Below are 24,412 nucleotides of genomic sequence, written 5' to 3'. Positions count from 1 at the left end.
TGCGCCCAAAGCGAGGCATGGGCAAAACTTGCATACCGAAAAAAAGCTATGTGAACGCCCACTCAGAGCGAATCTCCCGGCCGGAGTGTCCAGCCTCCAGTTCGCATTCATCAGCCCGTCGGGGAGATACCGACGCTCCCGCACGTCTCCGAGGCTGAAGACATCGATCAGCTCCGCGAGCGCACTTTCGGAGATGTCACTTCGGGCCGCCACGCTCGCATCAATCACCCGGTGGACGATACGCGAGCACACCCCACCCCAGCATGAAGATCACCCGAATACCTGACTTGCCCCTTGGGCGGTTCGGACGTACCCCACGTCCAGGTCGACGTCTTCCCGGTGGAGCCCGAGCGCCAGGGTGACGACCCCAACGTCGCTTCCGTTGGCTGATCTTGATGGCGTAGGGTCTCGTCCTTGTGGCACGTGATCACATAGCCGGGGACAGCTTTCCGGAGCGGGTCCGGATGGGGCTGCTGACCAGGACGTTCACGCCGGAACTGGTGCACCAGGCGGTCGAGGAGGCCGGGGCGTGGGAGGAGCGCACGAAGGCGCTGCCGAGCACGCTGATGGTGTACTTCACGCTGGCGATGTGACTGTTTACCGGGCAGGGGTACGGCGGGGTGCTGCGCGAGCTGCTGGAGAACGTCCCGCGTCGGGCGGGTGAGAAGTGGACGCGTCCGGCCCGGACCGGCTCGGTCACCAAGGCGCGTGCCCGGCTGGGGGCGGCGCCGCTGCGCTGGCTGTTCAGCCAGGTGGCCGGGGTGCAGGGCACGCCTGCGACGCCGGGGGTGTTCTGGCGGGGCCGGCGGCTGGTGTCGCTGGACGGCACGCTGTTCGACGTGCCCGCCTCCGACGCCAACGCCGCTTATTTCGGCGGTAGTTCGAATGGCGAGCGGCAGGCGGGATACCCGCAGGCGCGGATGGTGGCGCTCGGCGAGTGCGGCACCCACGCCGTGGTGGGCGCTGTCTCGGGCCGTTCGCCACCGGCGAGCGCACTCTCGCGCACCGGCTGCTGCACCACCTGAAGGCCGGCATGCTGCTGCTGGCCGACCGCGGCTTCCCGTCCTTCACCCTGTGGGAGAAGGCCGCCGCCACCGGGGCCGACCTGCTGTGGCGGGTGTCGGACTCCTTCCGCCTGCCGGTGGTGGAAGTACTGCCCGACGGCACCTGCCTGTCCCGTCTGCGCGAGCAGCGCACCAAGCGCACGATCGATGTCCGCGTCATCGAGTACACGATCACCCGGACCGACGAACACGGCAGCCAGACCACGGAATTGTTCTGCCTGATCACCACGCTCCTCGACCCGCAGACCGCGCCCGCGGCCGAGCTGGCGGAGCTGTACGCCCGCCGCTGGACCAGCGAAACGATCTACCGGCACATCAAGATCGAGCAGCGCGGCGGGCGCACCGCCACCCTGCGCTCCAACAGCCCCGCCATGGTCGAGCAGGAACTGTGGGCCATGCTCTGCGTCTACCAGGCGACCCGGCAACTGACCACCGACACCGGCCACGAACACCACCTCCCGCCCGGCCACATCAGCTTCAAGAACGCCCTGAACGCCGCCCGGCGCACCGTCGGCGCGGACTTTCCCCCCTCGCCGCCTGGCCGCCAAGACCCGTGAGGTCATGGCCGACCTCGCCACCCAGGCCGTCCGCCCCCGGCCCGGACGCACCGCACCCCGCGCCACCAAACGCTCCGGCTCCGGCTACCGCACCCTCCGCCCCGGCGAACCACCCACCAGCCGAGCCACCTACACCATCAACCTCATGCTCCTCGAAGCGAGAGCGCAACCTGACGACCTCTCACAAGCCGCTTAAGAAGCGACGTTGTTGACGACCCAGCGCCAACTGGCTCGGAGCTTGGCCACCTGGAAAAGCAGGCTCTGAACCTCCTCAAATCGTGTACGGCTCAATGTCCTCTCTTCGAGGCGCGGGGCTTTGGCGATCTCGGCCACGCTGGTCCGGTCGACACCCATGCCCGTGACGAGGTGGACACGGGCATCTGCCTCGTAGCCGTCGTACATGTTCTCGGATCTCGATCCAGTGCTCAAGCCAGCTCGGTACCGTTCAGTTCTTGCCCGGCTTCTTGAGCTTCTTGGCATCCCGCGCCCGTCCCATCTCACGGACGGCCTTGGTCACCTCGACGCTGCTCCATGCTGCAAGGCCAGAAGAGGTCCATCCTGTCACAAAGTCGGAGCAATTTGACGACACACCTCTTTCTTTCCATACCACCCTAAACCGTTCACCAAACGAGCAGCCGAAACGTTTTCTCTTGCGCAAATCACAGTTACTTTCCGGTATTTCCCCGGAGTGGTATCTTTCCGGCCTAGATTGATAGGCGTTGTTCCCAACTGGACACAGGCACAGGAATGAAGGTGACTCATGGAAGGGCGCAACACCGCGGTCGATCAGCGGACGCTGCCATTCTTGGTTTCGATCGAGGAGGAGCATCCGGAGAATAGCGACTCCATGGGCCTATTCGGTCACAGCGGAGATGTAGCTCTGCGCAATGTCCCCTTGGGCCCGCTACGCAAGAACCTCGCCGAGGTAGTTGATGCCCTGCAGGAGGTGTTCTCAGAGGTGGCCGCCCGCAATGGCACGCTCTCGCTCAAGGAAGCACAGCTCTCGTTCCAAGTGACTGCTGGTGGAGGCGTCCAGCTTTTTGGTACCGCCCAGGTACAAGGCACGCGCGCGATCACGTTGGTCTTCAAGCAATAGCGGAACATGAGACGATACGCGGCGCTACTGGTCGGGGCCAGCGATTATGAGAGCGCTGGCATTCCTCCTCTTCCCTTCGTAGCTACAGATCTGGTCCGCCTGGCTTGGGTGCTCAATCATCGCGGCTTCCAGGTACGGCTCGCGAGGAGCGACAGACAGGTCGGGGCTAATTTCATCAACGGCGAGGTCCGCGGATTCCTCAGGCGCGCTGGGCGTGGCGACACGCTGTTTGTCCTGCTCAGCGGTCACGGCGTGCACGCGCGTGGGCAGGATTACCTCGTCCCCGAGGACGCACACCCTGAAATAGATCCGTTCGTGTTGTGCTGTGTCGCCATCGACTGGAAGAAGGAGTTGGAAGAGACACCCGCAGAGCGCGTGGTGATCTGCATTGATGCCTGCCGTGAGGGAATCGAGCAAGACTCGATGGCGTTTGTCGGCGTCAGGGGATGGGCTACGAGGAAAGTCGACCGTGTGCTTCGCAAGAAGCTTGCCTACGTCTATGCATGCTCGCCCGGCCAATCGTCACTGTTCGTACGCCCCGAAGACCGAGTTCAACCTGGTGCGGAATGCGACACCGATCCTGGCGACTCGTTCAGCCTCTTCTCGCGGGCGGTGTGCGACGTTTTCGCCATGCGGCACGATTCCCTCGACCTCATGAGCTTCCGTGAGGCGGTCCAGGATCGTGTAGGCGAGTTGCATAGCGCGTACGACAAGAAGGGGAGTCCGCAACAATTGCGAGTCATCACAGACGTCGATCCCCACACTTTCGCCCTCACGCCCCCTCAGGTGGCTGGCTGGGCAGGCAAAATACCCGCCCAGCCTGAAGAACCGTGCAACAGCAGGACGTCAGCTTGGCCAGTCGCGGGCAGTTCACCAAGAATCTCGCGTCGACAGGCCCTTTTCGTGCTCACGGCCGCAACTACCGGCGGGGTGGCTTACACTCTTTGGCCTGACAGTAACATCAGCACTGATAAGAAGTCCCCTCGCATCCTCGGTAAAAAGCTATGGGAATTTACGACGGGCGGTTCAGTCAATTCATCTCCCGCCGTGGAAGACGGAATCGCATACTTCAGTAGCCAGGATCAATATCTGTACGCAGTGGATACCCGGACCGGGCTACAGAAATGGAAGTCGCCTGTTCGGGTCGGTCTGAAACATTCTTCCCCGGCGGTGGCCGACGGGGTCGTATATGTGGGCAGCTACGATAGGAATCTTTACGCCCTGGATGCGCACAACGGCCACCAACAATGGAAGTTCCTGGCCGATGATGAGGTGGAGTCGTCACCGACCGTGGCCGATGGCATGGTCTACTTCAACAGCATGTCAGGAATTATCTATGCAATCGATGCTGGCACCGGTGCGAAAAGGTGGGAGTACGATACCGGTTATGGCGACTATGGTTTCGTTTTCCGTCCACCTGTGGCCGAAGGTCTGGTGTATGTGCCCGGCGGCCTGAGCGATGGAACGGACTTGTATGCTATTGACGCTCGCACCGGAATAGCCAGATGGGCTGCTCGCGTGGGCATAGACCCTTCACAGCCGGCGCTGGCCCACGGCTCTGTTTACCTCGGCGGCGGCTCAGATGGCACAGACTTGTACTGTCTGGACGCCCGCACCGGACAACAGAAGTGGATATTCCCTACAGGCGACTGGGTGGACCATCCGGCGGTGGCCGATGGCGTTGCCTGCATAGGCAATGAGTTGGGCAGCCTGTACGGGGTGGACGCTCGCACCGGCAAGCAACGCTGGCAGGTGCGCACGCGCCACGATGTGGTTGGGACTCCGGCTGTGGCCAACGGTGTTGTATATGTGGGGATGGGAGATTTCTCTGGCAAAAGCGGTGACATCGGTGATGAAATTGCCAATGTCATTTTGTATGCCATGGATGCTCGCACAGGAAAACGGCGCTGGGAATTACCGTCAGGCTCTGGCTCCTTGTCATCTCCGACTGTGGTTGACGGCGTGGTATATGCAAGCGCTGGCCATTCCTTGCGCGCGGTGAGAGCATAGGGCGCTTCTGCTACCGCAAACTCCCATACCGGACGCCGCGCTCGACTCCGTTGCGCCGGCGGCGGGGAGGCAGCTTGAACCGCCACGGCTGAGGCCCTGCTACAGCCGCTCGCAACGAGTCGGCGAAGCGCTCATGGCCTTCACCACGACCACCGGCGATTCCACCGCGACCTCACCAGCACGGTCCGAGCCTTGCGTGTCCAGCATTTTGGCCACACTGGGGCGAACAGGCCGCCCGCTGGACCGCCGCCCGTTCACCGACAACGCCATCTGGTGGTCCCGAACAACCGCGACCCACACGCGGCATAGGCGGTGCTTCGACGACTCCGCCGGTCCCCAGCAACCCTCGCGCCCTTGATGCCTGAGCGAACGATGCCGCAGGCCGTCTGACCAGCGGGAACCCACTCCCCTCTGGTTGCAGTTCTGGTTGCATTCACCGCCGTCCAGCGCCATCCGCCAGCTACCCCCAGCCCCGCTCCACCGCAGGTCAGAACGCCCCTGATCCCTCCCGAACCCCCAGACGAACATTTGGAAAGCGTGTTGGGGGCAACCCCTCACGAGTTCGAATCTCGTATCCTCCGCAGCCGCCTGAACAGGCGAAATAGAGCGTCGGGCCGCAGTTCGCGGTCCGACGCTCTGGCATGCCCTGGTCTCAGTTTTCGTCTCATTTATTTCTGGCATTCAAGGCATTTCGCCCGTGCGGAGAACGCGTCCTCTGTCGGTGATCCGCGGTCACGCCGCGGCGTGCGCCCCGGCACCGGCCAGAGGGACCCCGAAGCGGCTCTCCTCGTGCCATCAGGCCAGCGGGTAGCCCAGGGCCAGGGCGGCCTTGCGGAACGCAGGCAGACGGTCGGGGGAGACCGCAAGGTGGCGCTCACCGATTCGGGTACACAGCACGCGCAGGCGGCGGTCGCTGATGACGAGGGCTGCCAGTGCCTCGTCCGCGCACTCGATGAGATGGGTCTGCCCTGTATCGCGGAGTCGGCCGGCGCGGCGGCCGGTGTCGTCGAGCAGGGTGGTGACGGTCTGGGGCACGGAGTGCGAGGCGGCCTGGTTCAGGTAGCCACGGAGCTCGTCGAGGGTGTGCCCGCGGTCGAGGGCGTGCAGAAGAGAAGCGGTGGTGAGCGTCCAGACCCGGTCGGTTTTCCGGTCGCAGAAGGCGTCCAGGAGGAGTGTGTCGGCGGAGGGCAGCCCGTCGAGGGCGACGATGTCGAAGTTCGCCAGGACGGTGACCCTGCCCGTCGGGACGGCCGAGACGGGGGCCTGAGCAGGGGCGTAGTCGCCCGTGAGGCCGACTGCGTGGGCCCCCAGGGGATTGAGGCGGAGTGCGGACAGGCCGTCGTAGCGGCTGAGCTGGTCGAGGTAATCGGCGCCCCAGTTGTCCCGGTAGTCATCGCGGGAGCCCGCCGGGGGGACGTACTCGATGTCGATAAGACCGAGCGTGGCGGCGTACTCGAAGAGCACCGCCAGGGTGTATCGACCCTGGAGGAGGGACCAGCCGTGGTAGCCGTCGTAGCCGAGGCTGCCGTATTGCGGATCCTCCAGGTACAGCTTCCACAGGGCGCGTTCACTGCGGTGGACGACCGGATTCAGGCCGGCCGCGCGCATGTCCGTGAACAGGCCGTCGACGGACGTCCACTCGCCCGGGGTGAGGCCGGCCAGCGCTTGGCCAACGAGCTTGCGGCGCGGTTTGGCGGCGGTCAGGACGTTCGCCGAGCGCTGGCCCTTGATCTCCTCGACGCGGGAGAACTCGTCGAGGAGGCTGTTGTTCAGCCAGCGTTGCCACAGTTGCGGAATGATCATTTGCGGTGGCCGGGTCAGCGCGGCCCGTCCGCGCGTGGTCAGCACCAGCCGACCGCCGGTGAGCTGGGCGAGGCCGCCTGCCTGGAGCAGCATCGGCCAGGCGAAGGCGGCGATGGCCTCGTGCGGATAGAAGTCGCCGCCGTCCAGGACGTCGGCGACCGCCGAGACGGTGGCGGTGCTGGGGCGGCGGGTCTTTTCGCTGCACCGCAGCTTCCCCGTCATACACAGGCGCAGCACCGTCAGCAGGTTGGCCTGCGCCTCGTGCTCGGTGTGCCGGACTCTTGGAGTGCCGGTGGGCTCCTGTTGCTGTTCGACCGGTATCACTGCTCGTGTTCCCCGCTTCGTGCCACTCGCGCCCCCCGTTCCTACAGATGGGCAACGTAGTCGTAGTTGCCCGGACCGCAGGTGCGCTCGAGGATCTGGACCACCTTGCGCGGGTTGTCGTGCGGGCCGGAGAAGTAGAACGGCTTGCCGTCCCGGCCGAAGCCGATGACGGGCCCGTCGCCGGGCGGGGCACCGAGGTGCGCTGCGGCGTCGGCGAAGCCGCCCGCGGGCTCGAAGCCAAGACCGCGGGCGTAGGCGACCGCATCGTGCACGATCGTCTGCGCCTGCTCCACGCCGATCGACAGTGGCCGGTGATCGAAGGCCGAGTAGTACATCGGTACGTAAGTGGTCAGGGTTCCGGACCCCATCACCTCGGGTTCGGTGACGTTCTTGACTCCCAGGCAGTACACGTCCACCAGGAACCCGATGACGGTCACTCTGCTGGCACGTTCCTGGCGGGCCAGGAGAATCTGGGCGAAGCCGTCCGTGCCCGGGTCCGGCTCCTGGCCGAGGGGGTCGGCCGCCGCCCAGGCCGGGGCTTCGGCCATGTCCAGTCCCGCGCTCCAGCCCGCGTTGACCCAGCAGCCCACCACCGGCCGCTCATCCGGCGCGACGTTCGCCAGCGCCGCCTCGGCGACCCGTCTGACCAGCGCGGTGGCCTGGGCCGGGCGCAGCCCCAGCGCCTTCGCGATCTGCTTCGGCGCGCTGCCGCGCTCCCTCATCTCCCGGACCCGGGCCAGCAGTTCCTCGTCGTGCGTCGTCACCGTCGTAGTCTTCCACTTCCGTGTCGCCCCCATGCGAAGAACAGGGTGCGCCGGCGGTGCTGCCATCCTGGGTTCGGGTGATACGGGAAACGAACCGGAACGGGCAGGTCAGCATGGGTGAGGCAGTGGGCAGGACCGTCGAGCAGGTGCTGGCGCTGGTCGGTTGGGTCGGAGCGGGACGCAAGCTGCCCCAGACCGGCCGTGTGACGCTTACCGACGCGCGAGCTTTGGTGGAGGTTCTGGACACCGGCGACCGGATGGACCCCGTGATCGGGGACCGTACGTTCAAGACGAAGTCCAGCGAGGAGCTGTACCACCTCACGCTGCTGGTGGAGTGGGCGAAGGCGGCACGACTGCTGCGGACCGTGGGCGGGCGCCTGTTGCCGGTGAAGAAGAACGCCGAGTTGCTGGACCACCCCGACGAACTGCGTGGCGTCCTGTTCTCCGCGTTGCCGCACATCGGCCCGGCCGTGACGGTCTCCGGCTGGTTGGAATCCCTGTTCACGCACGAGTACGACCGGGGCCTGCGGGCGTTGCTGTACCGGCTGTACGCCGCCACGGCCCCGGCGCCGCTCAGTGACCTGTACGAAGTGGTGTGGCACGCGGTCAGCCCGCTGTACGTGCTCGACGACCTGTCCCCCGACCGTCTGGGGCATCTACGCACCGCCAACGACCACGACGTCCAACGGGTCCTGAAGGCCCTCGCCTCCCTGGGCGCTGTCCATCTCACGGAGACCACCGCCGAGTTGACGGCGGACGGCCGCATCGAGACGGCCCGGATGCGCGGCGAGCCCGAGCCCGGCGACGCGGTGTTGCGGATCCTCGTCGAGCTCGCCGACGTGGACGACCCCCGGGTTTGGCGGCAGCTGCTGGTGCCCGCCTCGATCCACCTGGACCGGCTTCACTCCGTGATCCAGGACGCGATGGGCTGGCAGAACTGCCACATGCACGTGTTCACCATCGACGGCGTCCAGTACGGCCGTCCCGACGGCGAACTCGGATTCCGCGACGAGCGCACCGCCACACTGGGCGCCCTACTCAAGTCGGGTGCCCAGTGTGTGTACACCTACGACTTCGGGGACTCCTGGGAGCACCTCATCACCGTGGAGCAGTTCCAGACAGCCGCAGCCGGGCTCCACTATCCGTACTGCGTGGACGGTGCCGGGGCGTGCCCGCCCGAGGACTGCGGCGGCGCCCCCGGCTACAGCGATCTCAAAGTGATCCTCGCCGACCCGGCGCATGGAGAACACCACGCCATGCTGGAGTGGCTCGGACTTCGGTCCGCCACGGAATTCACCCCTGACCGTTTCACGCCGGACGCAGCCAACACGCGGCTGCTGCACCGCACGGCACCATGAAAGACGAAGCGTCCGGCCACGCAGCCGTTCACGGTCCTGGGTGCTACCGACTGGTCCACCGGCCCCACCGCACTCGGACAAGAACGTACGGGCCGACCTTCCGTCCCCGGCGTTCGGGTCTTGGGCATCTACTACACGGCGACGAGGCGCACTCGGTCGCCGCAGAGCTTCGTCATGTCGTCAATGTCCGAGGTGAGCATGACGACCGGGCGGCGCTGCCGCAGCGCCATCTCGGCCACGGCAGCGTCGATGGCGTATTTGTGACCATGCAGCCCAGCGTTGATCAGCATGGCTGAGGCGGTCTTGGCCTCCTCGTCGCCGATGTGCACGATCCGCACGCCGGACAGGACCCAGGCGAGCCGCGCCTTGTCGGTCCGGCGATGCACCGCTTCGATGATGGTCAGTGCGCTGATGACCACCTCCATGCCCCGCTTGCGGGCTTCGGCGACGAGGGCGACGACGGGCTCGTGATCACTGACGAACTTCGACAGGCCCTCGCAGTCGAGAACGAGGGTGCCTTCGTGGCTCAGCTTGCGGCGGGCCACTGCCCCTCCTCTGCGAACACCTCGTCGAAGACCCGGCGTGCCCGCTCCTGCTCGTGCTCGGAGATCGGCCCCTGACGGCGTTCGTAGTCGGCCAGGTACTCATCCAGGATCTGACCGCGCAGCTCGCGCTCCACCGCTTCGGTGATGAACGCAGAGAACTCACGCTTGCCGACTCGCCGGCGGATCGCCTCCGCCGTCCCCTCGGGGAGGGAGAGGCTGACCCTAGTGGCTGGCCCCTCGCCGACGTTGTAAGGAATCTCGCTCATGGGATCGACATTATCAAACAAGTAGGAATTCGGCGCGAGTGCAGCACCCACCGAACGACGTGAGCCACCCACCCGTCACCTCGCGGTCTCAGTTCTGGTCTCATTCACCCGCGTTCAGTTGCGTCCAGACGTCACTGAATAATCCGATCCACCGCAGGTCAGAACGCCCCCGTCCCCCGCCGGACGCCCAGACGAACATTTGGAAAGCGTGTTGGGGGCAACCCCTCACGAGTTCGAATCTCGTATCCTCCGCAGCCGCCTGAACAGGCAAAACCGAGCGTCGGGCCGCAACTCGCGGTCCGACGCTCTGGCATGCCCTGGTCTCAGTTTTGGTCTCGCTTATTCCGGTCATTCAGCGCAAATCGCTGCGCCCCCAGGTCGCCGTCAGCCGCCTGCCCTCGCAAGTCCGGGACAGTGTCCGAGGGCGCCGCTACGATCGCCGGTCATGGACTGGCTGGAGCGCACCGCAAAGCTGAGGCAGTGGACCAGAAGCGGCACTCGCGCTCCGCACAAGCCGCTGCTGTTTCTGTACGCCCTCGGCCGGTTCCAACAGGGTGCCGACGACGAGCTGCGGTACAGCGCAGTGGAAGAGGACCTGAAGCGGCTGCTGTCCGAGTACGGGCCACCCAACAAGACGACGCCCGCCTACCCGTTCCATCACCTGGCCAGTGACGGGGTGTGGGAGGTGCGTACCGATCGCGGACCGGGCAGCCCCGGTAGTGGGGTAGGGGAGCTGCGGGCCGCGGGAGCGGCAGGGCGCCTGGCGCCCGACCTGCGGACGGCGCTGCGGCGTGAGCCGTCGCTGCTCGGCCGGATGGCACGGGTGCTGCTCGACCTGAACTTCCCGCCATCGCTCCACGACGAGCTGTGCGAAGTCGTCGGTCTGGAGCTGGAACAGGCGGAGACCGCCGAGGTCTCGGCCGTGCGGAGGCGCCGGGACCCACGGATGCGGGAGCTGGTGCTGACGGCTTACGAGTATCGGTGCGCCTTCTGCGGCTATGACGGCAGGATCGGCGCGATTCCGGTCGGACTGGAGGCCGCGCACGTGCGGTGGTGGGCGTTCGGCGGCCCTGACGATGTCGACAACGGACTGTGTCTGTGCTCGCTGCACCACAAGCTCTTCGACAAGGGCGCCCTCGGTGTCGGCGACGGCCACCGCATCCTGGTCTCACAGCGGTTCGTCGGCCACAGCCCTGCCGCCCACGAACACGTCATAGCACTCGCGGGCCGTACGCTCCTCGGCCCTCAGCCGGGCGTCCGCTCCATCGCGCCGACCCATCGCGCCTGGCACGCGAGCCAAGTGTTCCACGGCGACCCACGCCCCGCCACAGCCTCCTGACAGCCGACTCCGCGCCGGAACTCTCCGGCCGAGCCCGGCCACGTGCGCCGGCCGTACTTGAGGCTGTCGCAGCGACAACCTGGTAAGGGATTCGATACCAGGAGTATGGTGACTTGTATGGCAACCAAGAAGGTGACGGTGACCATCCCTGAGGATCTCCTGGACGAGATTTGCACGGAGGCAGCCGAGCGGGGCCTGTCGGCGTACGTCGCCGAGGCACTGCGCTTCAAGCGCGACCGGGACCGGCTGCGGGAACTCGTGGACTGGCTGCAGGAGGAACACGGCCCCGTCACCGATGACGAACATGTGGAAGCGCTGGAGGAGCTGGCGGACCTCGACGCCGAGCACGAGCGCCGCCGCGCCACCGCCAAGGACAATGCAGGAGAGGCCGCGTGAAGAAACGGGCCGGTGACCCTGCGCAGCCGCGGCTGCGCGTCTTCGTGCTCGACTGTGAGGCACTGTCCCTCGCCGTGCGCGGTGACCGGAAGATGATCGCCTGGCTGGACCTCGCAGCGCGGGGCGAGGCCGAGGTGGTGACATCTCCTATGACGCTGGTCGAGGCATACGACGGCAGGACCACCGAGCAGCGCTGGGACTGGGTCCTCTCGCGCCTCAAGGTTGCCGAGATCGGGAAGGACGAGGCACGTCAGGCCCGTCGGCTCCTGGCCGACGCGAAGCTGCACGGACACAAGTACGCCATCGACGCGGTACTGGCCGTCATCGCCCGGCGGCAGAAGGGGCAGGTCACCGTCTTCACCTCGGACGTGGACGATCTGGAGCGACTGGTCCCGGAGTCGATCGTCGTCCGGAAGGTATGACCCGCGGCGATAGTCGGCGACGTCAGCCGACGTCGCCGCGGCATGCACTCGGGCGGACATCGGCCACCCTTACGGTGTACGCCCCCGCACCACGGCCGCGCAGCATGCAACACCCTTTCGTGTGACCATCGGCGTTGTCCGTCCGCCACCCTTGAATACGGTGCGTGCCGGTTCCCTTGCGGAGCCATCCTGCTCTTCGACGGTGAGGTGTTCCCCATCAGTAAGTCCAGTGGATCAACACTGGCCGCCTGGCTGCTCAGCCTAAATACAGCGCGGCTGGAGAGGGTCCTCACAACGAGGACCGATGCCGTGTCTCCTCCGGAGCCGAGGTCGGTCGGCGAACTGGCGGACCGCCTGCAGCGGCCGGGGGCGGTGGCACAGGTACTACCCCGGCTCGCGCTCCCGCACCTGCAGGTGGCCGAGGCGCTCGCGGCGCTGGCGCCCACCACCCGCGATGCCGCGGCGGAACTGCTGGGAGCGGTGGACGAGGAGCGTGCTCGCGGGCTGGACGCGGCCCTTCACACGCTGGCCGATCACGCGCTGGTCTGGCCGGATGGTCAGGGACTGCTGCGCATGGTGGCGCCGCTGCGGCAGGCTTGGGACGCTCCGTTGGGACTGGACCCACCACTGCGTCAACTGCTGAAGGACACCACCTCCGACGAACTGCGCCGCATGCTGGGGGCATTGGGGATCAAGTCCGGTGGCACCAAGCAGCAGCGGCTGACGGACCTGGTGGAACACCACAGAGACAGCGAGCGGATCACCGAACTCGTGGCACGGGCTCCGGTGGCCACCCGCAAGCTGCTTGAGCGCCGGGCGAGGACCACGCCGGGGCGGTCGGAGTTCATTGTGTTCGGGTCTCCGGGGATCGACTCGGAGCCGGGTGCGCGATGGGCGCTGGAGCGGGGACTGCTGGTTCAGGACCGTCGCGGGTACGGAACGGCGCGCATGCCGGCCGAGGTGGCGCTCGCACTGCGCGGGCCCGGCTGGCGCGCTCCGTTCGAGCCCGTCCCGCCCGATGTGCCCACCGTGCCCGTCACCCCGGCCGAGGTGGACCGCGAGGCGACGGCCGCGGCCATGGCGTTCGGCGCTCATGCCGCCTCGGTTCTCACGGTGTGCGCCGCCTCACCGCCGGCCCGGCTGAAGAGCGGCGGGATCGGAGCACGAGAACTCTCCCGGGTCGGCAAGGCGGCACGCTGTGACGACGTCGTGGTGCGCATTGTGTTCGAAACGGCCTACGCCGCCGGGCTGTTGGCCCGGGACGGCGACAGGGTCACGGCGACGGAGGGCTACGACGCCTGGGCGGAACAGGAACCGGCTGAACAGTTCGCGGTGCTTCTCCGGGCGTGGCGGACAATGCAGCTCACCCCCGGTCAGGCCCGCGACGAGGACGGCAAGTCCCTGGCCGTGCTTGCCGGAGCACCTCCTTGTGGCGGCTGTCTGCAGGCCCGGGAGGGTCTCCTCACCGCCGCGGCACGGCTCCCAGTGGGGCACGGCGTGAAGAGTCACGCGGACCTGGGCCCGCTTGTCGCCTGGCACCGTCCACTCGCCGACTCGCTGCCCCAGGACGCCACGCCGTTCGCCACCGTGATCCGCGAGGCGGAACTGCTCGGCGTTCTCGCCCGGGGCGCTCTGTCCCCCGTCGGGACCGCCCTGTTGTCCACCCGGCCGGACGATGACGCCGAGACACTGGCCGCCGCCTGCCGACGGCTGCTTCCCGACGCCACTGCGTCCGCCCGCTTCGGCGCCGACCTCACGGCCGTCGTCACCGGCACGCCGTCCGCCCGCCTCACCACGCTGCTGGATTCGGTCGCCGACCGCGAAACCGGCGGCACGGCATCGGTGTGGCGGTTCAGCTCCGGCACCATCCGCCGGGCCCTGGACGCCGGCCGCACCCCCGATGCCATCGAAGCCGACCTGGCCGCCATCTCCGTAGAGACTCTCCCCCAGCCGCTGGTCTACTTGATCCACGACACCGCGCGCGGTCACGGCCGGGTTCGCATCGCCCCCGCGGCCTGCGTGCTCCACGGCGAAGAGCCCGCACTCCTGGCCGAGCTGGCCGCCCACCGGGGGCTAGCCCAACTCGGCCTGCGCCACCTGGCGCCGACTGTACTGGTAAGCCGGACCTCGCTCGACAAAACCCTCGCAGCGCTCCGGGCCGCGGGCTATGCACCAGTCGCCGAAACCGCCGACGGGACGGTACGAGTCGAGAAGGCTCAGCGCCACCGTGCCGTCGCACTGGTCCCGTCCCCGCGCCGGTCCGGCGGCACCTCCCGCCGCCGGAAGACCGACGGCCGGACGGATGAGACTCCGGCGACGGCCGACCTGCGTGCCCTGGCCACTCGGCTGAAGACCGCGCCACCGGCCTCCCCGCAGCCCGACCCGCACAACGGCATCCCCTTCGACAGCGACACCGAGGAAATCATCGCCGGGTACGCCCGTCAGCTATCCCTCACCGACGTTCGTCAGCTGGCCCATGCCGTAAGCGAAGGCCAGCCGGTCACCATTGAATACGTCGCCGCCTCGGGCAGCCGCACTATACGGACCCTCAGCGAGCTCGATCTCGACCCGCCCTACCTGTACGCCTGGTGCCACCTGCGAAACGACGAGCGTGTTTTCACCCTCTCCCGCATTCACGGCGTCATGCCCGGGTAGCCGCGTGGTCTCAGTTTTGGTCTCATTCACCCCCGTCCGGCGCCGTCCGAAACTTCCCTCAGCACCCGCTCCACCGCAGGTCAGCACGCCCCCGGCCCTCGCTGAACCCCCAGACGAACATTTGGAAAGCGTGTTGGGGGCAACCCCTCACGAGTTCGAATCTCGTATCCTCCGCAGCCGCCTGAACAGGCGAAACGAAGAGCTGGACCGCTCATTGCGGTCCGGCTCTTCGGCATACCTTGGTTGCAGTTTCGGTTGCATTTATACGCGACATTTAGAACATCGCCTCAAGCGGGAAGGCGCACGCTCACGTCCTATGAGGCGACCGGCGCAGACTGCGGGGAGCCACACATCTGACGGGATACGTCACGACGGTTACCGGCCGCCAGGACCCACACGATGAGTTGACCGTCCTCAACGGGGTGCGAAGAGGCAGTCGCCGCCCTGAGCCGCCAGCAGGCGTTGCGCCCTGAGGAGCTTTGCCACCGAACGCAGTCATGCCCCCGTATCCGTCGATGCCTTATTCACCCATCACGGGTTGGCGTGCGGCGACTCTGGCTTCCACGGATCCATGCGGATCCGCCCATGGTCCCGGGACGATGTCGCGGTCATAGCCCGATCATCCGGACCTTGCTGCCGCACAGCCGGGTCATGTCATCGACATCCGACGTGAGGATGGCGACCGGGCCAGGCTGACGCAAGGCCGCTTCCGCGACGGTGGCGTCGATCGCATACTTGTGTCCGTGCAGACCGGCGCCCTTGAGCATTTGTGCCGCCGCCTTGGCCGCTGCCTCGGTGACCGGCTCTACCTTGACCCGGGAGAGCGCCCATTGCAGTCGGGGCAGGTTCACCCTGGCGTGGCTCACCTCCACGATGGTGTTGGCGCTGACGACAAGATCCGCCCCCATGTCGTGGAACACCTGGAACATCGCCAGAACCTTCCGGTCCTGTGCCACCCAGGCCGACAGCCCCTCGCTGTCCAGGACGACGGTCTCAATGTGCCCGCTCACGCGGCGCTCGCACCGCCGGCGGCCGACGTCGTACCGAAGATCCGCGCCCGCGCCTCGGCCAGCTCTTCCTCGCTGAAGGCCCCGTGCTCGTCTGTGTGGCTGCGCAGGTCGGCCCCCAGGAGTTGGTGCCGGATCTGCCTGGCGACCGCTTCGGCCACGTAGCCGGAGATGTTGTCCGTGATCTTCTTCAGCTCCGCCACCTGCTCGGTGGGGAGTGTCACCGTGATGCGTGTGGTGTCAGCCATGGCCGCAAGCATACTGCGATATGCGCGCTACGAGCTGTCTATTCCCCGCAGTCGGTCCGGTCAGCGGCAGTCGGGGCGACTGTCCGTTCGAGCAGGAGCTCTCTGGGCAGTTGTGCGACGTGCTGGTTCAGCGGGCCCAGTAGCGGTACGCCTCGATCCATTGCGCGCCCTCGGGGGCGGGTTCTGGCAGTGGCAGGTCCAGAATTCCGATGTCCTGTCGGACCGCCCCCCGGGCGCAGCGTGCGACCACGCGTCCGTCGTCGGTCAGATCGACACCGACCACGCTCACCTCGACGCCGAGAACAGTCGTGGTGAACGGCATGGCAAGGTTCTCCTCGATCATCATGAAGACGCTGGTGGAGCTGCTCATCCTGGCCGTAGGCGTCAACGGTGGCCTCCTCGATCAGCGCCTCCAGCGCGGCTGGGTCCCAGGTGCTCATGGCCTCACCGTAGCGCCGCACCGTACGGTTGAGGACCGGTGCGTTCAACAGCGGCGTATCCGTCGTGGCGCCGTCGCCAGCAGTCAAGCCAAGGCTCACGGTTGCCGGCGTGTGACGTTGCCTGGTGAGGTTCGTAGTGAGCGGCCCAGGGGAGGGCCCGGCAAGCGACAGGGCGGAAGAGAGTGGCACGAGTCGTCGTACGGGAGCCGAGTGCAGGCGCGAGGAGCGTACCGCCGCTGGCCCGGCAGGAAACGTCCGCCTTCGTGAGGGAGCTGCTCGGCGCCGGCTGGGCGGCGGTGTTCCTGCCCGGTGAGCCCGCCCGCCTCGGGCGGCTGCTGCTGTGGAAGCCGACCGGGACAGCAGCCGGAGACAGTATGGCGCCCACCGGCCTCGAGACCGAGGCGGTGGAGCTGGTCCTGCCGCACGGCCGCTCGGTCAGGCGGCGCAAAGTCGAGGGTTACGCGCTGCCTGTCGCCGTCGCTGTCTCCGCCCTGGCCAATGCGGAGCCGACGCATCCCTCCGGCGCCGCCTGGCAGGCCGCCACTCGCTTCGCGCTGCGGCTGCTCGCCGACGGCCGCCTCCATCCGGCCCTCACCCCCGCCGGTTACGACACCTGGCAGGTGGGTCCTTGCACCGCCGCCCAGCGCCAGACGATGGACGCCCTGGCCGCCGCCTTCCCGCCACACGCCCACTGCCTGCCCGAGCCGGGCCCAGCTCCGGTACGGATCGCCGAACCGGCTGCGCTGGTACGACAGTTCTGCGACGCGGTCGCCGATGATCTGGTCCGTACGCCGGCCGCGCCGCTCGCCATGGGAGCGCTGCCGTACGCCTGGCGCGAGGCCCGCGCCGTGCCCACCTTGCGTGAGTGGGCCGAGGAAACCCAGGCGGCGCTCACCGCCGAGGTCAGTGTCTCCCTGCGCGTCGACGTACTCGAAGGACGCCGACGGCAGTTCCGGGCCGTCCTGCAACTGCACACCGCGGCGGACCCGGCGCTCGTCATCAAGGCCGCACGACTGTGGAGCGAGCCGACCGAAGTGGAGCGGCTGCTCGGCCCACGCGCCGAGACCGAGACGCTTCTCGCCCTGCGCCGCGGCGCCCGCGCCTGGCCCCCGCTGCGGAGGCTGCTGGGCGATGCCGCTCCAGATCAGCTCCGGTTGACCGACGACGAAGCGTTCGATCTCCTGGGGGACGCCACGGACGCGCTGCGCGCGGCCGGTGTCGACGTGCACTGGCCGCGCGAGCTGGTCAAGGCGCTCACCGCGACCACGGAGATCGGGCAGCGCACCGCCCCCGGTTCCACCGCGGGCGGCCTGCTGGACACTGAGGCCCTCCTCGACTTCCGCTGGCAGGTCTCCCTTGGCGGCGAGCCGCTCACCGAGGCCGAGATGGATGCTCTCGCAGAGTCTCGCCGTCCCCTCGTCCGGCTTCGCGACCAGTGGGTGGTCGCCGACCCGAAGCTGGTGGCCCGCGCCAAGCGCCGCCGGATGGAACCGCTCACTCCCATGGAGGCGTTGAACGCTGCGCTGACCGGCGAGGCCGAGCAGGACGGTGACCGGGTCCCCTGTGCGGCGGTCGGTGCGCTCGGTGACTTGGTCGCTCGTATCCGCGATCCCGAGTCCCGCACCCCCGTGCCCCAGCCCGCCGCCCTCAAGGCCACGTTGCGCGGGTACCAGAAGCGTGGCCTGGCGTGGCTGGCCGAGATGTGTGCACTCGGCCTCGGCGGCTGTCTCGCCGACGACATGGGTCTGGGCAAGACCATCACCCTGCTCGCTCTGCACCTGCACCGCCAGACCGACCCCGCCACCGCCGGCCCCACGCTCGTCGTCTGCCCCACCTCTCTGCTCGGCAACTGGCAACGCGAGGCCGCCAGGTTCGCGCCTTCCATCCCCGTGCGCCGCTACCACGGCGGCGACCGCCACCTGAAGGACCTCGCCGATGACGAGATCGTCCTGGTCACCTACGGCGTCCTGCGCCGCGACCGGGAGACCCTCACCGAGCACGACTGGTCGCTGATCGCCGCCGACGAGGCACAGCACGTCAAGAACCCCTACGCCGTCACCGCCCGTGAGCTGCGCGCCCTGCCCGCCCGCGCCCGCGTCGCCCTCACCGGCACCCCCGTGGAGAACAACCTCTCCGAACTGTGGGCGCTCCTCGACTGGACCACCCCCGGACTCCTCGGCCCGCTCACGGCCTTCCGCGACCGGCACGCCCGAGCGATCGAGTCGGGCGAGGACCCACAGGCTGCCGACCGGCTGTCCCGTCTTGTCCGCCCGTTCCTGCTGCGCCGCAGGAAGTCCGACCCGGGCATCGCACCCGAACTGCCCGCCAAGACCGAAACCGACTGCGTCGTGCCTCTGACTGCCGAGCAGGCAAGCCTGTACGAAGCAGTGGTCCGCGAATCCATGACGAAGATCGCCGAAGCCGAGGGCATCGCCCGCCGCGGTCTGGTTCTCAAGCTCCTCACCGCGCTGAAGCAGATCTGCAACCACCCCGCCCAGTACCTGCGCCAGTCGACACCGCTGCGCGGCCGGTCCGGCAAGCTCGACCTGCTCGACGAACTGATCGGCACCATCACCGCCGAGGGCGAGTCGGTGCTGGTCTTCACCCAGTACAAGCAGATGGCAACCCTGCTGGAGAAGCACCTCGCAGAGCGAGGAGTCCCCACCCTCTTCCTCCACGGCGGTACCCCCGTCACCGCGCGCGAGGAGATGGTGGACCGCTTCCAGCGCGGTGAAGTGCCGGTGTTCCTGCTGTCGTTGAAGGCGGCGGGCACCGGGCTCAATCTCACCCGCGCCACTCACGTCGTGCACTACGACCGCTGGTGGAACCCGGCCGTCGAGGACCAGGCCACCGACCGCGCCTACCGCATCGGCCAGGACAAACCCGTCCAGGTACACAAGCTCCTCGCAGAGGGAACCGTGGAGGACAAGGTGGCGAAGCTGCTCGAAGCCAAGCGCGCCCTCGCCGACGCCGTCGTCGGCTCCGGCGAGGCAGCCCTGACCGAACTGTCCGACGCCGACCTCGCCGAACTCGTCGCCCTGGGAAGGCAGTCATGAGCCCCGCTGTCCCCGGCCCGCGCCGTGCGCCCGCCCGCGGCAAGCGAGCCTTCGCCGCGACCTGGTGGGGCCAGGCATGGGTGGCCGCCCTGGAGGACTCCACCCTGGACGCCGGACGGCTCTCGCGCGGACGCACCTACGCCCGCAAAGGCATGGTCGGCCCGGTCACCGTCGCTCCTGGCAAGGTCACTGCCGCTGTCCAGGGCAGCCGCCCGCGCCCGTACCGCTCCTCGGTCCACCTGCCCGTCCTCACCGACCCTCAGTGGGACACCCTGCTCGACACGATCGCGGCCCGCGCCGGACATCTCGCAGCACTTCTCGACGACGAGATGCCCGCCGAACTCGTGGACGACGCCCGGCACGCAGGCGTCCCACTGCTCCCACTGCCCACCGAGCTCGATCCGGAGTGCTCCTGCCCCGACTGGGGATACCCCTGCAAGCACGCCGCCGCGCTCTGCTACGCCATCGCCGCCACCATCGACACCGACCCCTTCGTGCTCTTCGCGCTGCGCGGCCGCGGTCGCGAGGAGGTCTTCGCCCAGCTCCGCGCACTCCGTACGGCAGCACAGGAGACCGCCGCCCCATCGGCACCGGCCGGCATCCCGGCCGCCGCCGCGTACGCCCACTGGGCCGAAGAGCCCCCCGAACTGCCCGCACTCCCGGAACCTGCCGCCCACACCACAGCACTGCCCGTCGCCCCGCCACCCGGCACCGGCCTGGCCGCCGCGGACCTGGAACGCCTCATGGCTGACGCCACCGCGAGCGCCGCCCGGCTCCTCGCGGGCGACACCGCCGACCTGCACCTGACCCAGCACCAGGACGCCGTCCGCATCGCCGCAAGCAACCCCGGACCCGAGTGGTTCCACCACCTGATCCAGAACACCGGCGCCAAACCCACTGTCTTCGCACGCCTCACCCGCGCCTGGCGCCACGGCGGCCCCACGGGCATCACCGTCGCCGAACAGCCCCACGTCCCCGACCCGACAGTGATGAAGGCCGCCCGCACCGCCCTGGACGCGGCCCTCGCCGAGATGACCGATTCCCCCACACCCCTCAGAACCTGGCGCAACCGCCTCACCCTCACCCACCACGGCATCCAGCTGCGTCTGGGCCCCGACGCCCGCTGGTACCCCTACCTCCAGGACGACGACGGCGAATGGTGGCCCGCAGCACCAGCCGACAGTGACCCGGTCACCGCGCTCACTGCGGCCTGGTCGCAGAACGGGGAGTAAGGAGGCGATTCCCCGCTGACCAGGAACCACGAGCAGAAGCTGGACACAACTCACGCTGCTCCCACTTCCGTGGTTGCACTTCTGGTTGCATTCACCGGCGTACAGCACCGTTCAGAACCCCCGCCCAAACCAGCTACACCGCAGGTCAGGACGTCTCCGCACACCCCCGAACGCCCAGACGAACATTTGGAAAGCGTGTTGGGGGCAACCCCTCACGAGTTCGAATCTCGTATCCTCCGCCAGTGCCTCACCGGGCACGATGTCGAAGGGCCCCGCTGGTGACCAGCGGGGCCCTTCGTTGTTGCCTCAGCCCTCATTGTCCTGGTTCTTGTCCACAGAGGATGCTTCCGGCGGTCCCTATGCCGTACGAGACGCTCGCTCGGCCGCGCTCTCCAGGCGGTTCCGGTACTCCGTCCACCAGGAGGAGTCGGCCGGCGGCAGGCTCGTGTTGGTCTCGTTCATGCCTACGGCGCCGTCGAGGAGTTCGCGGAGGATGTCGGCGTGGCCCGCGTGGCGTTGGGTGTCGGCGATCACGCGGGTCAGGGCGTGGTGCAGGGTCACCTCGTCGCGGCCGTCCGGCCACCACGGCACCCTGCCGATCGTGTCCAGCGGCAGCGCGTCGATCGTGGCGTTCGCGTGCTCCCAGGCCCGGCGGTACAGACCGGTGATCCACGCGCGTGACTCGTCGGCCGTGGCCCACATGTCCGCGTTGGGCTCGGCGTCGGCCGCGAGCCAGGGCAGCGGCTCACCGTGCGGCCGCCCGAACGTGTCGCCGAGGTAGCCCAGTTCGACGCCGGCCGCGTGCTTCACCAGGCCCAGGAGGTTGGTGCCGGTCGGGGTCAACGGCCGCCGGACTTCGTACTCGGACAGCCCTTCCAGCTTCCACATCAGGGCGTCCCGGGCGGACTGCAGATAGAAACGAAGGTCTGCCTTTACGTCTGGTGTGAGCATTAGGTCAGTCTGCTGGCCCGCCCGATCCGCCCGCACGACTTTTCGCGGGTGGGCGGCCGCTCCGGACAGCCGCCGACCCACCCCGCTCAGGCCCCCACGTACGCCGCCAAGTGCTGCCCCGTGAGCGTGGCCCGCGTCGTGACCAGGTCGGACGGGGTGCCCTCGAAGACGATGCGGCCGCCGTCGTGGCCGGCGCCGGGGCCGAGGTCGATGATCCAGTCGGCGTGGGCCATGACCGCCTGGTGGTGTTCGATGACGACGACCGACTTGCCGGAGTCGACGAGGCGGTCGAGGAGGCCGAGCATCTGCTCGACGTCGGCGAGGTGGAGACCGGTCGTCGGCTCGTCGAGTACGAAGACCTGGCGGTCGCCGCCCTTGTCGCCCATGTGCGTGGCCAGCTTGAGCCGCTGGCGCTCGCCGCCGGAGAGGGTGGTGAGGGGTTGGCCGAGGGTGAGGTAGCCGAGGCCGACGTCGGCGAGGCGGTCGAGGATGCGGTGCGCGGCCGGTGTGGCCGCCTCGCCGCCGCCGAAGAACTCCTCGGCCTCGGTCACCGACATCGCCAGCACCTCGCTGATGTCCCGGCCGCCGAGGTGGTATTCGAGCACCGACGGCTGGAACCGCTTCCCCTCGCAGTCCTCGCAGGGGGTGGCGACGCTCTGCATGATCGCCAGGTCGGTGTAGATGACGCCGGCGCCGTTGCAGGTGGGGCAGGCGCCCTCGGAGTTGGCGCTGAACAGCGCCGGCTTCACCCCATTGACCTTGGCGAAGGCCTTGCGGATCGGGTCGGCCAGTCCGGTGTACGTCGCCGGGTTGCTGCGCCGGGAGCCGCGGATCGGCGTCTGGTCGACGGACACCACGCCCTCGGCGGTGGGGATCGACCCGTGCACCAGCGAGCTCTTGCCGGAGCCCGCCACCCCGGTGATGACGGTCAGGACCCCGAGCGGGATGTCGACGTCGACGCCGCGCAGGTTGTTCGCCGTCGCGCCGCGGATCTCCAGGGCGCCGGTGGCCTTGCGTACGGTCTCCTTGAGGCCGGCCCGGTCGTCGAGATGGCGGCCGGTGACGGTGTCGCTCGCCCGCAGCCCCTCCACGGTGCCCTCGAAGCAGACGGTGCCGCCCGCCGTACCGGCGCCGGGGCCGAGGTCGACGACGTGGTCGGCGATCGCGATCACCTCGGGCTTGTGCTCCACGACCAGCACGGTGTTGCCCTTGTCCCGCAGCCGCAGCAGCAGGTCGTTCATCCGCTGGATGTCATGGGGGTGCAGGCCGATGGTGGGCTCGTCGAAGACGTAGGTGACATCGGTGAGCGAGGAGCCGAGGTGGCGGATCATCTTGACGCGCTGGGCCTCGCCACCCGACAGCGTGCCCGCCGGCCGGTCCAGCGCGAGATAGCCGAGGCCGATCTCCACGAACGAGTCCAGCGTGTGCCGCAGCTTGGCGAGCAGCGGCGCCACCGACGGCTCCTCTATGCCGTGGACCCATTCGGCGAGGTCACGGATCTCCATCGCGCAGGCGTCGGCGATGCTGATCCGCTTGATCTTCGAGGATCGGGCGCCCTCGCTGAGCCGGGTGCCGTCGCACTCGGGGCAGGTGGTGAAGGTGACGGCCCGCTCCACGAACGCCCGGATGTGCGGCTGCATCGCCTCCTTGTCCTTGGACAGGAACGACTTCTGGATCTTGGGGATCAGCCCCTCGTAGGTGAGGTTGATGCCGTTGACCTTGACCTTGGTCGGCTCGCCGTAGAGGAAGTCGTGCATCTCCTTCTTGGTGAAGTCGCGGATCGGCTTGTTCGGGTCGAGGAAGCCGGACTGGGCGTAGAGGCCCACGGTCCACTGGCTGTCCGACTTCCAGCCCGGGATGGTGAACGCGCCCTCCGCGATCGACTTGGAGTCGTCGTAGAGCTGCGTGAGGTCGATGTCGGAGACCGAACCCCGGCCCTCGCAGCGGACGCACATACCGCCGGTGCGCTCGAACGTCGCCCGCTGGGCCTTGGTCTTGGCGCCCTTCTCGACGGTGATCGCGCCGCTCGCCCGGACCGAGGCGGTGTTGAAGGAGTACGCGCTGGGCGGGCCGATGTGCGGCTTGCCGAGCCGGCTGAAGAGGATGCGCAGCATCGCGTTGGCGTCGGTGGCGGTGCCGACCGTGGAGCGGGGGTCGGCGCCCATCCGCTGCTGGTCGACGCTGATCGCGGTCGTCAGCCCGTCCAGTACGTCGACCTCGGGCCGCGCGAGCGTCGGCATGAAGCCCTGCACGAAGGTGCTGTAGGTCTCGTTGATCAGCCGCTGCGACTCGGCGGCGATCGTGTCGAACACCAGTGAGCTCTTGCCCGAGCCGGAGACGCCGGTGAACACCGTCAGACGGCGCTTCGGGATCTCGATGCTGACGTCCTTGAGGTTGTTCTCGCGGGCGCCGTGCACACGGATCAGATCATGGCTGTCGGCGGCGTGCGCGTCCGTGCTCGTGACCTTGCTCATCGTGTCTCGTGTCTCCATCTGTGATCTCTGTAGGGCTTCCGTAGGTCTTAGGGGGCTCAGCGCGATTGCTGGATACGGATCCAGTTGCCGGCCGGGTCGCGGAAGACGCAGTGCGGACGCCGTACGGCTGGTCGATCGGCTCCTGGACGACGTCGGCGTCACGGGCCTGGAGCCGGTCGAAGGTGGCGTCGAGGTCGGCGGTGGCGAGGACGATGCCGGCGTAGGTGCCCTTGGCCATCATCTCGGCGATGGTGTCGCGCTCGTCGTCGGTGAGGTCGGGGTCGGCGGCGGGCGGAGTCAGGACCAGGGGTGTGGTGAAAGTCCCGTGCGGTGCCCGCGCCCGCCGCGGGTGGGGGTCCCCCCGCTCGAGCGGAGCCGAGAGTGGGGGAGCGTGCCGGGCGCCGC

The 24,412-nt window shown here is 68.1% G+C and carries 21 protein-coding genes and 2 pseudogenes; 12 read left to right on the top strand and 11 right to left on the bottom strand.

Annotated elements, in window-relative coordinates:
* The first annotated feature begins 464 nt into the window (after positions 1-464).
* From F3T56_RS47025 to F3T56_RS22115, 3 genes and pseudogenes are all read left to right on the top strand, one after another.
* Positions 465-1,025 (top strand): annotated as a pseudogene (locus tag F3T56_RS47025) (transposase domain-containing protein).
* A complete protein-coding gene (locus tag F3T56_RS47020; RefSeq protein WP_216372985.1) occupies positions 938-1,621 on the top strand; it encodes an IS4 family transposase in 684 nt (227 codons plus the stop codon). The pseudogene F3T56_RS47025 and the gene F3T56_RS47020 overlap by 88 nt, the downstream one beginning before the upstream one ends.
* 4 nt (positions 1,622-1,625) lie before the next feature.
* Complete coding sequence (locus tag F3T56_RS22115) at positions 1,626-1,817, top strand: hypothetical protein (protein ID WP_149827027.1); 192 nt, start codon at positions 1,626-1,628, stop codon at positions 1,815-1,817.
* Here the strand turns inward: F3T56_RS22115 and F3T56_RS22110 are convergent.
* On the bottom strand, positions 1,814-2,050 hold the full coding sequence (locus F3T56_RS22110) for a hypothetical protein (protein WP_216372984.1): 237 nt from the start codon (positions 2,048-2,050) through the stop codon (positions 1,814-1,816). The two genes, F3T56_RS22115 and F3T56_RS22110, sit on opposite strands and share 4 nt — an antisense overlap.
* 331 nt (positions 2,051-2,381) lie before the next feature.
* On the opposite strand from F3T56_RS22110, the gene F3T56_RS22105 reads away from it, so the two are divergent.
* Both F3T56_RS22105 and F3T56_RS22100 read left to right on the top strand, forming a co-directional pair.
* Positions 2,382-2,717 carry a Pepco domain-containing protein gene (locus F3T56_RS22105; RefSeq protein ID WP_149827025.1) on the top strand — a complete coding sequence of 112 codons (336 nt, stop codon included), beginning with the start codon at positions 2,382-2,384 and terminating at the stop codon, positions 2,715-2,717.
* Positions 2,718-2,723: 6 nt separating this feature from the next.
* Positions 2,724-4,727, top strand: coding sequence for an outer membrane protein assembly factor BamB family protein (locus tag F3T56_RS22100; RefSeq protein WP_149827023.1), 2,004 nt, complete (start codon positions 2,724-2,726; stop codon positions 4,725-4,727).
* Between the two features lie 795 nt (positions 4,728-5,522).
* Here the strand turns inward: F3T56_RS22100 and F3T56_RS22095 are convergent.
* Together F3T56_RS22095 and F3T56_RS22090 are read right to left on the bottom strand one after the other, a co-directional pair.
* A complete protein-coding gene (locus F3T56_RS22095; protein WP_246203752.1) occupies positions 5,523-6,854 on the bottom strand; it encodes a helicase-associated domain-containing protein in 1,332 nt (443 codons plus the stop codon).
* Between the two features lie 41 nt (positions 6,855-6,895).
* Positions 6,896-7,618, bottom strand: a complete 723-nt coding sequence (locus F3T56_RS22090; RefSeq protein ID WP_172639068.1) for a hypothetical protein — start codon at positions 7,616-7,618, stop codon at positions 6,896-6,898.
* A 113-nt stretch (positions 7,619-7,731) separates the two neighbouring features.
* Here F3T56_RS22090 and F3T56_RS22085 point away from each other — a divergent pair, with 113 nt between their 5' ends.
* Positions 7,732-8,976, top strand: coding sequence for a plasmid pRiA4b ORF-3 family protein (locus tag F3T56_RS22085; protein WP_149827019.1), 1,245 nt, complete (start codon positions 7,732-7,734; stop codon positions 8,974-8,976).
* 131 nt (positions 8,977-9,107) lie between these two features.
* Here the strand turns inward: F3T56_RS22085 and F3T56_RS22080 are convergent, their stop codons facing one another.
* Both F3T56_RS22080 and F3T56_RS22075 read right to left on the bottom strand, forming a co-directional pair.
* Positions 9,108-9,521 carry a DNA-binding protein gene (locus tag F3T56_RS22080; protein ID WP_149827017.1) on the bottom strand — a complete coding sequence of 138 codons (414 nt, stop codon included), beginning with the start codon at positions 9,519-9,521 and terminating at the stop codon, positions 9,108-9,110.
* Positions 9,503-9,787, bottom strand: a complete 285-nt coding sequence (locus tag F3T56_RS22075; protein ID WP_149827015.1) for a hypothetical protein — start codon at positions 9,785-9,787, stop codon at positions 9,503-9,505. The genes F3T56_RS22080 and F3T56_RS22075 overlap by 19 nt, the downstream gene beginning before the upstream one ends.
* 445 nt (positions 9,788-10,232) lie before the next feature.
* Here F3T56_RS22075 and F3T56_RS22070 point away from each other — a divergent pair, with 445 nt between their 5' ends.
* From F3T56_RS22070 to F3T56_RS22055, 4 genes are all read left to right on the top strand, one after another.
* Entirely contained in the window at positions 10,233-11,126 is an 894-nt protein-coding gene (locus tag F3T56_RS22070; protein ID WP_149827013.1) for a phosphorothioated DNA-binding restriction endonuclease, read from the top strand.
* 117 nt (positions 11,127-11,243) lie between these two features.
* Positions 11,244-11,522, top strand: a complete 279-nt coding sequence (locus F3T56_RS22065; RefSeq protein ID WP_149827011.1) for a CopG family transcriptional regulator — start codon at positions 11,244-11,246, stop codon at positions 11,520-11,522.
* Positions 11,519-11,944, top strand: coding sequence for a PIN domain-containing protein (locus tag F3T56_RS22060; protein ID WP_149827009.1), 426 nt, complete (start codon positions 11,519-11,521; stop codon positions 11,942-11,944). Before F3T56_RS22065 ends, F3T56_RS22060 begins: the two co-directional genes overlap by 4 nt.
* Positions 11,945-12,151: 207 nt before the next feature.
* The gene (locus tag F3T56_RS22055; protein WP_246203751.1) at positions 12,152-14,599 is read left to right on the top strand and encodes a helicase-associated domain-containing protein; all 2,448 of its coding nucleotides are present in this window, start codon (positions 12,152-12,154) and stop codon (positions 14,597-14,599) included.
* A gap of 608 nt (positions 14,600-15,207) precedes the next feature.
* Here the strand turns inward: F3T56_RS22055 and F3T56_RS22050 are convergent.
* The 3 genes from F3T56_RS22050 to F3T56_RS48030 all read right to left on the bottom strand — a co-directional run bounded on the left by F3T56_RS22050 (position 15,208) and on the right by F3T56_RS48030 (position 16,224).
* Positions 15,208-15,609, bottom strand: a complete 402-nt coding sequence (locus F3T56_RS22050; protein WP_149827005.1) for a DNA-binding protein — start codon at positions 15,607-15,609, stop codon at positions 15,208-15,210.
* Positions 15,606-15,854, bottom strand: coding sequence for a hypothetical protein (locus tag F3T56_RS22045; protein WP_058850160.1), 249 nt, complete (start codon positions 15,852-15,854; stop codon positions 15,606-15,608). Before F3T56_RS22045 ends, F3T56_RS22050 begins: the two co-directional genes overlap by 4 nt.
* A 127-nt stretch (positions 15,855-15,981) precedes the next feature.
* Positions 15,982-16,224 (bottom strand): hypothetical protein, encoded by a 243-nt coding sequence (locus F3T56_RS48030; protein WP_246203750.1) that lies wholly within the window; start codon positions 16,222-16,224, stop codon positions 15,982-15,984.
* A 333-nt stretch (positions 16,225-16,557) separates the two neighbouring features.
* Between F3T56_RS48030 and F3T56_RS22035 the strand changes: the two genes are divergently transcribed.
* Both F3T56_RS22035 and F3T56_RS22030 read left to right on the top strand, forming a co-directional pair.
* Complete coding sequence (locus tag F3T56_RS22035; RefSeq protein WP_149827053.1) at positions 16,558-19,350, top strand: DEAD/DEAH box helicase; 2,793 nt, start codon at positions 16,558-16,560, stop codon at positions 19,348-19,350.
* Complete coding sequence (locus F3T56_RS22030) at positions 19,347-20,582, top strand: SWIM zinc finger family protein (protein WP_246203749.1); 1,236 nt, start codon at positions 19,347-19,349, stop codon at positions 20,580-20,582. The genes F3T56_RS22035 and F3T56_RS22030 overlap by 4 nt, the downstream gene beginning before the upstream one ends.
* 357 nt (positions 20,583-20,939) lie before the next feature.
* Here F3T56_RS22030 and F3T56_RS22025 read toward each other — a convergent pair whose 3' ends face one another.
* The 3 genes and pseudogenes from F3T56_RS22025 to F3T56_RS22015 form a co-directional block, all read right to left on the bottom strand.
* On the bottom strand, positions 20,940-21,533 hold the full coding sequence (locus F3T56_RS22025; protein WP_149827003.1) for a DinB family protein: 594 nt from the start codon (positions 21,531-21,533) through the stop codon (positions 20,940-20,942).
* 86 nt (positions 21,534-21,619) lie between these two features.
* Positions 21,620-24,007 (bottom strand): ATP-binding cassette domain-containing protein, encoded by a 2,388-nt coding sequence (locus tag F3T56_RS22020; RefSeq protein ID WP_149827001.1) that lies wholly within the window; start codon positions 24,005-24,007, stop codon positions 21,620-21,622.
* 56 nt (positions 24,008-24,063) lie between these two features.
* Positions 24,064-24,314 (bottom strand): annotated as a pseudogene (locus tag F3T56_RS22015) (VOC family protein); the annotation flags it as partial.
* Positions 24,315-24,412 lie beyond the last annotated feature (98 nt).

Source organism: Streptomyces tailanensis (genome assembly GCF_008386495.1).
In the GTDB taxonomy this organism is placed as follows: Bacteria; Actinomycetota; Actinomycetes; order Streptomycetales; family Streptomycetaceae; genus Streptomyces; species Streptomyces tailanensis.
Note: the sequence above shows the minus strand (reverse complement) of the source record. Positions and strands in the feature narration are given on the sequence as shown.

What these genes read in the sequence shown, in the direction of transcription:
- F3T56_RS22025 (WP_149827003.1), bottom strand. Translation starts at nt 21,533, where the DNA reads ATGCTCACACCAGACGTAAAGGCAGACCTTCGTTTCTATCTGCAGTCC.
- F3T56_RS22065 (WP_149827011.1), top strand. Translation starts at nt 11,244, where the DNA reads ATGGCAACCAAGAAGGTGACGGTGACCATCCCTGAGGATCTCCTGGAC.
- F3T56_RS22020 (WP_149827001.1), bottom strand. Translation starts at nt 24,007, where the DNA reads ATGAGCAAGGTCACGAGCACGGACGCGCACGCCGCCGACAGCCATGAT.
- F3T56_RS22030 (WP_246203749.1), top strand. Translation starts at nt 19,347, where the DNA reads ATGAGCCCCGCTGTCCCCGGCCCGCGCCGTGCGCCCGCCCGCGGCAAG.
- F3T56_RS22085 (WP_149827019.1), top strand. Translation starts at nt 7,732, where the DNA reads ATGGGTGAGGCAGTGGGCAGGACCGTCGAGCAGGTGCTGGCGCTGGTC.
- F3T56_RS22100 (WP_149827023.1), top strand. Translation starts at nt 2,724, where the DNA reads ATGAGACGATACGCGGCGCTACTGGTCGGGGCCAGCGATTATGAGAGC.
- F3T56_RS48030 (WP_246203750.1), bottom strand. Translation starts at nt 16,224, where the DNA reads ATGAGCAGCTCCACCAGCGTCTTCATGATGATCGAGGAGAACCTTGCC.
- F3T56_RS22075 (WP_149827015.1), bottom strand. Translation starts at nt 9,787, where the DNA reads ATGAGCGAGATTCCTTACAACGTCGGCGAGGGGCCAGCCACTAGGGTC.
- F3T56_RS22045 (WP_058850160.1), bottom strand. Translation starts at nt 15,854, where the DNA reads ATGGCTGACACCACACGCATCACGGTGACACTCCCCACCGAGCAGGTG.
- F3T56_RS22105 (WP_149827025.1), top strand. Translation starts at nt 2,382, where the DNA reads ATGGAAGGGCGCAACACCGCGGTCGATCAGCGGACGCTGCCATTCTTG.
- F3T56_RS22115 (WP_149827027.1), top strand. Translation starts at nt 1,626, where the DNA reads ATGGCCGACCTCGCCACCCAGGCCGTCCGCCCCCGGCCCGGACGCACC.
- F3T56_RS22070 (WP_149827013.1), top strand. Translation starts at nt 10,233, where the DNA reads ATGGACTGGCTGGAGCGCACCGCAAAGCTGAGGCAGTGGACCAGAAGC.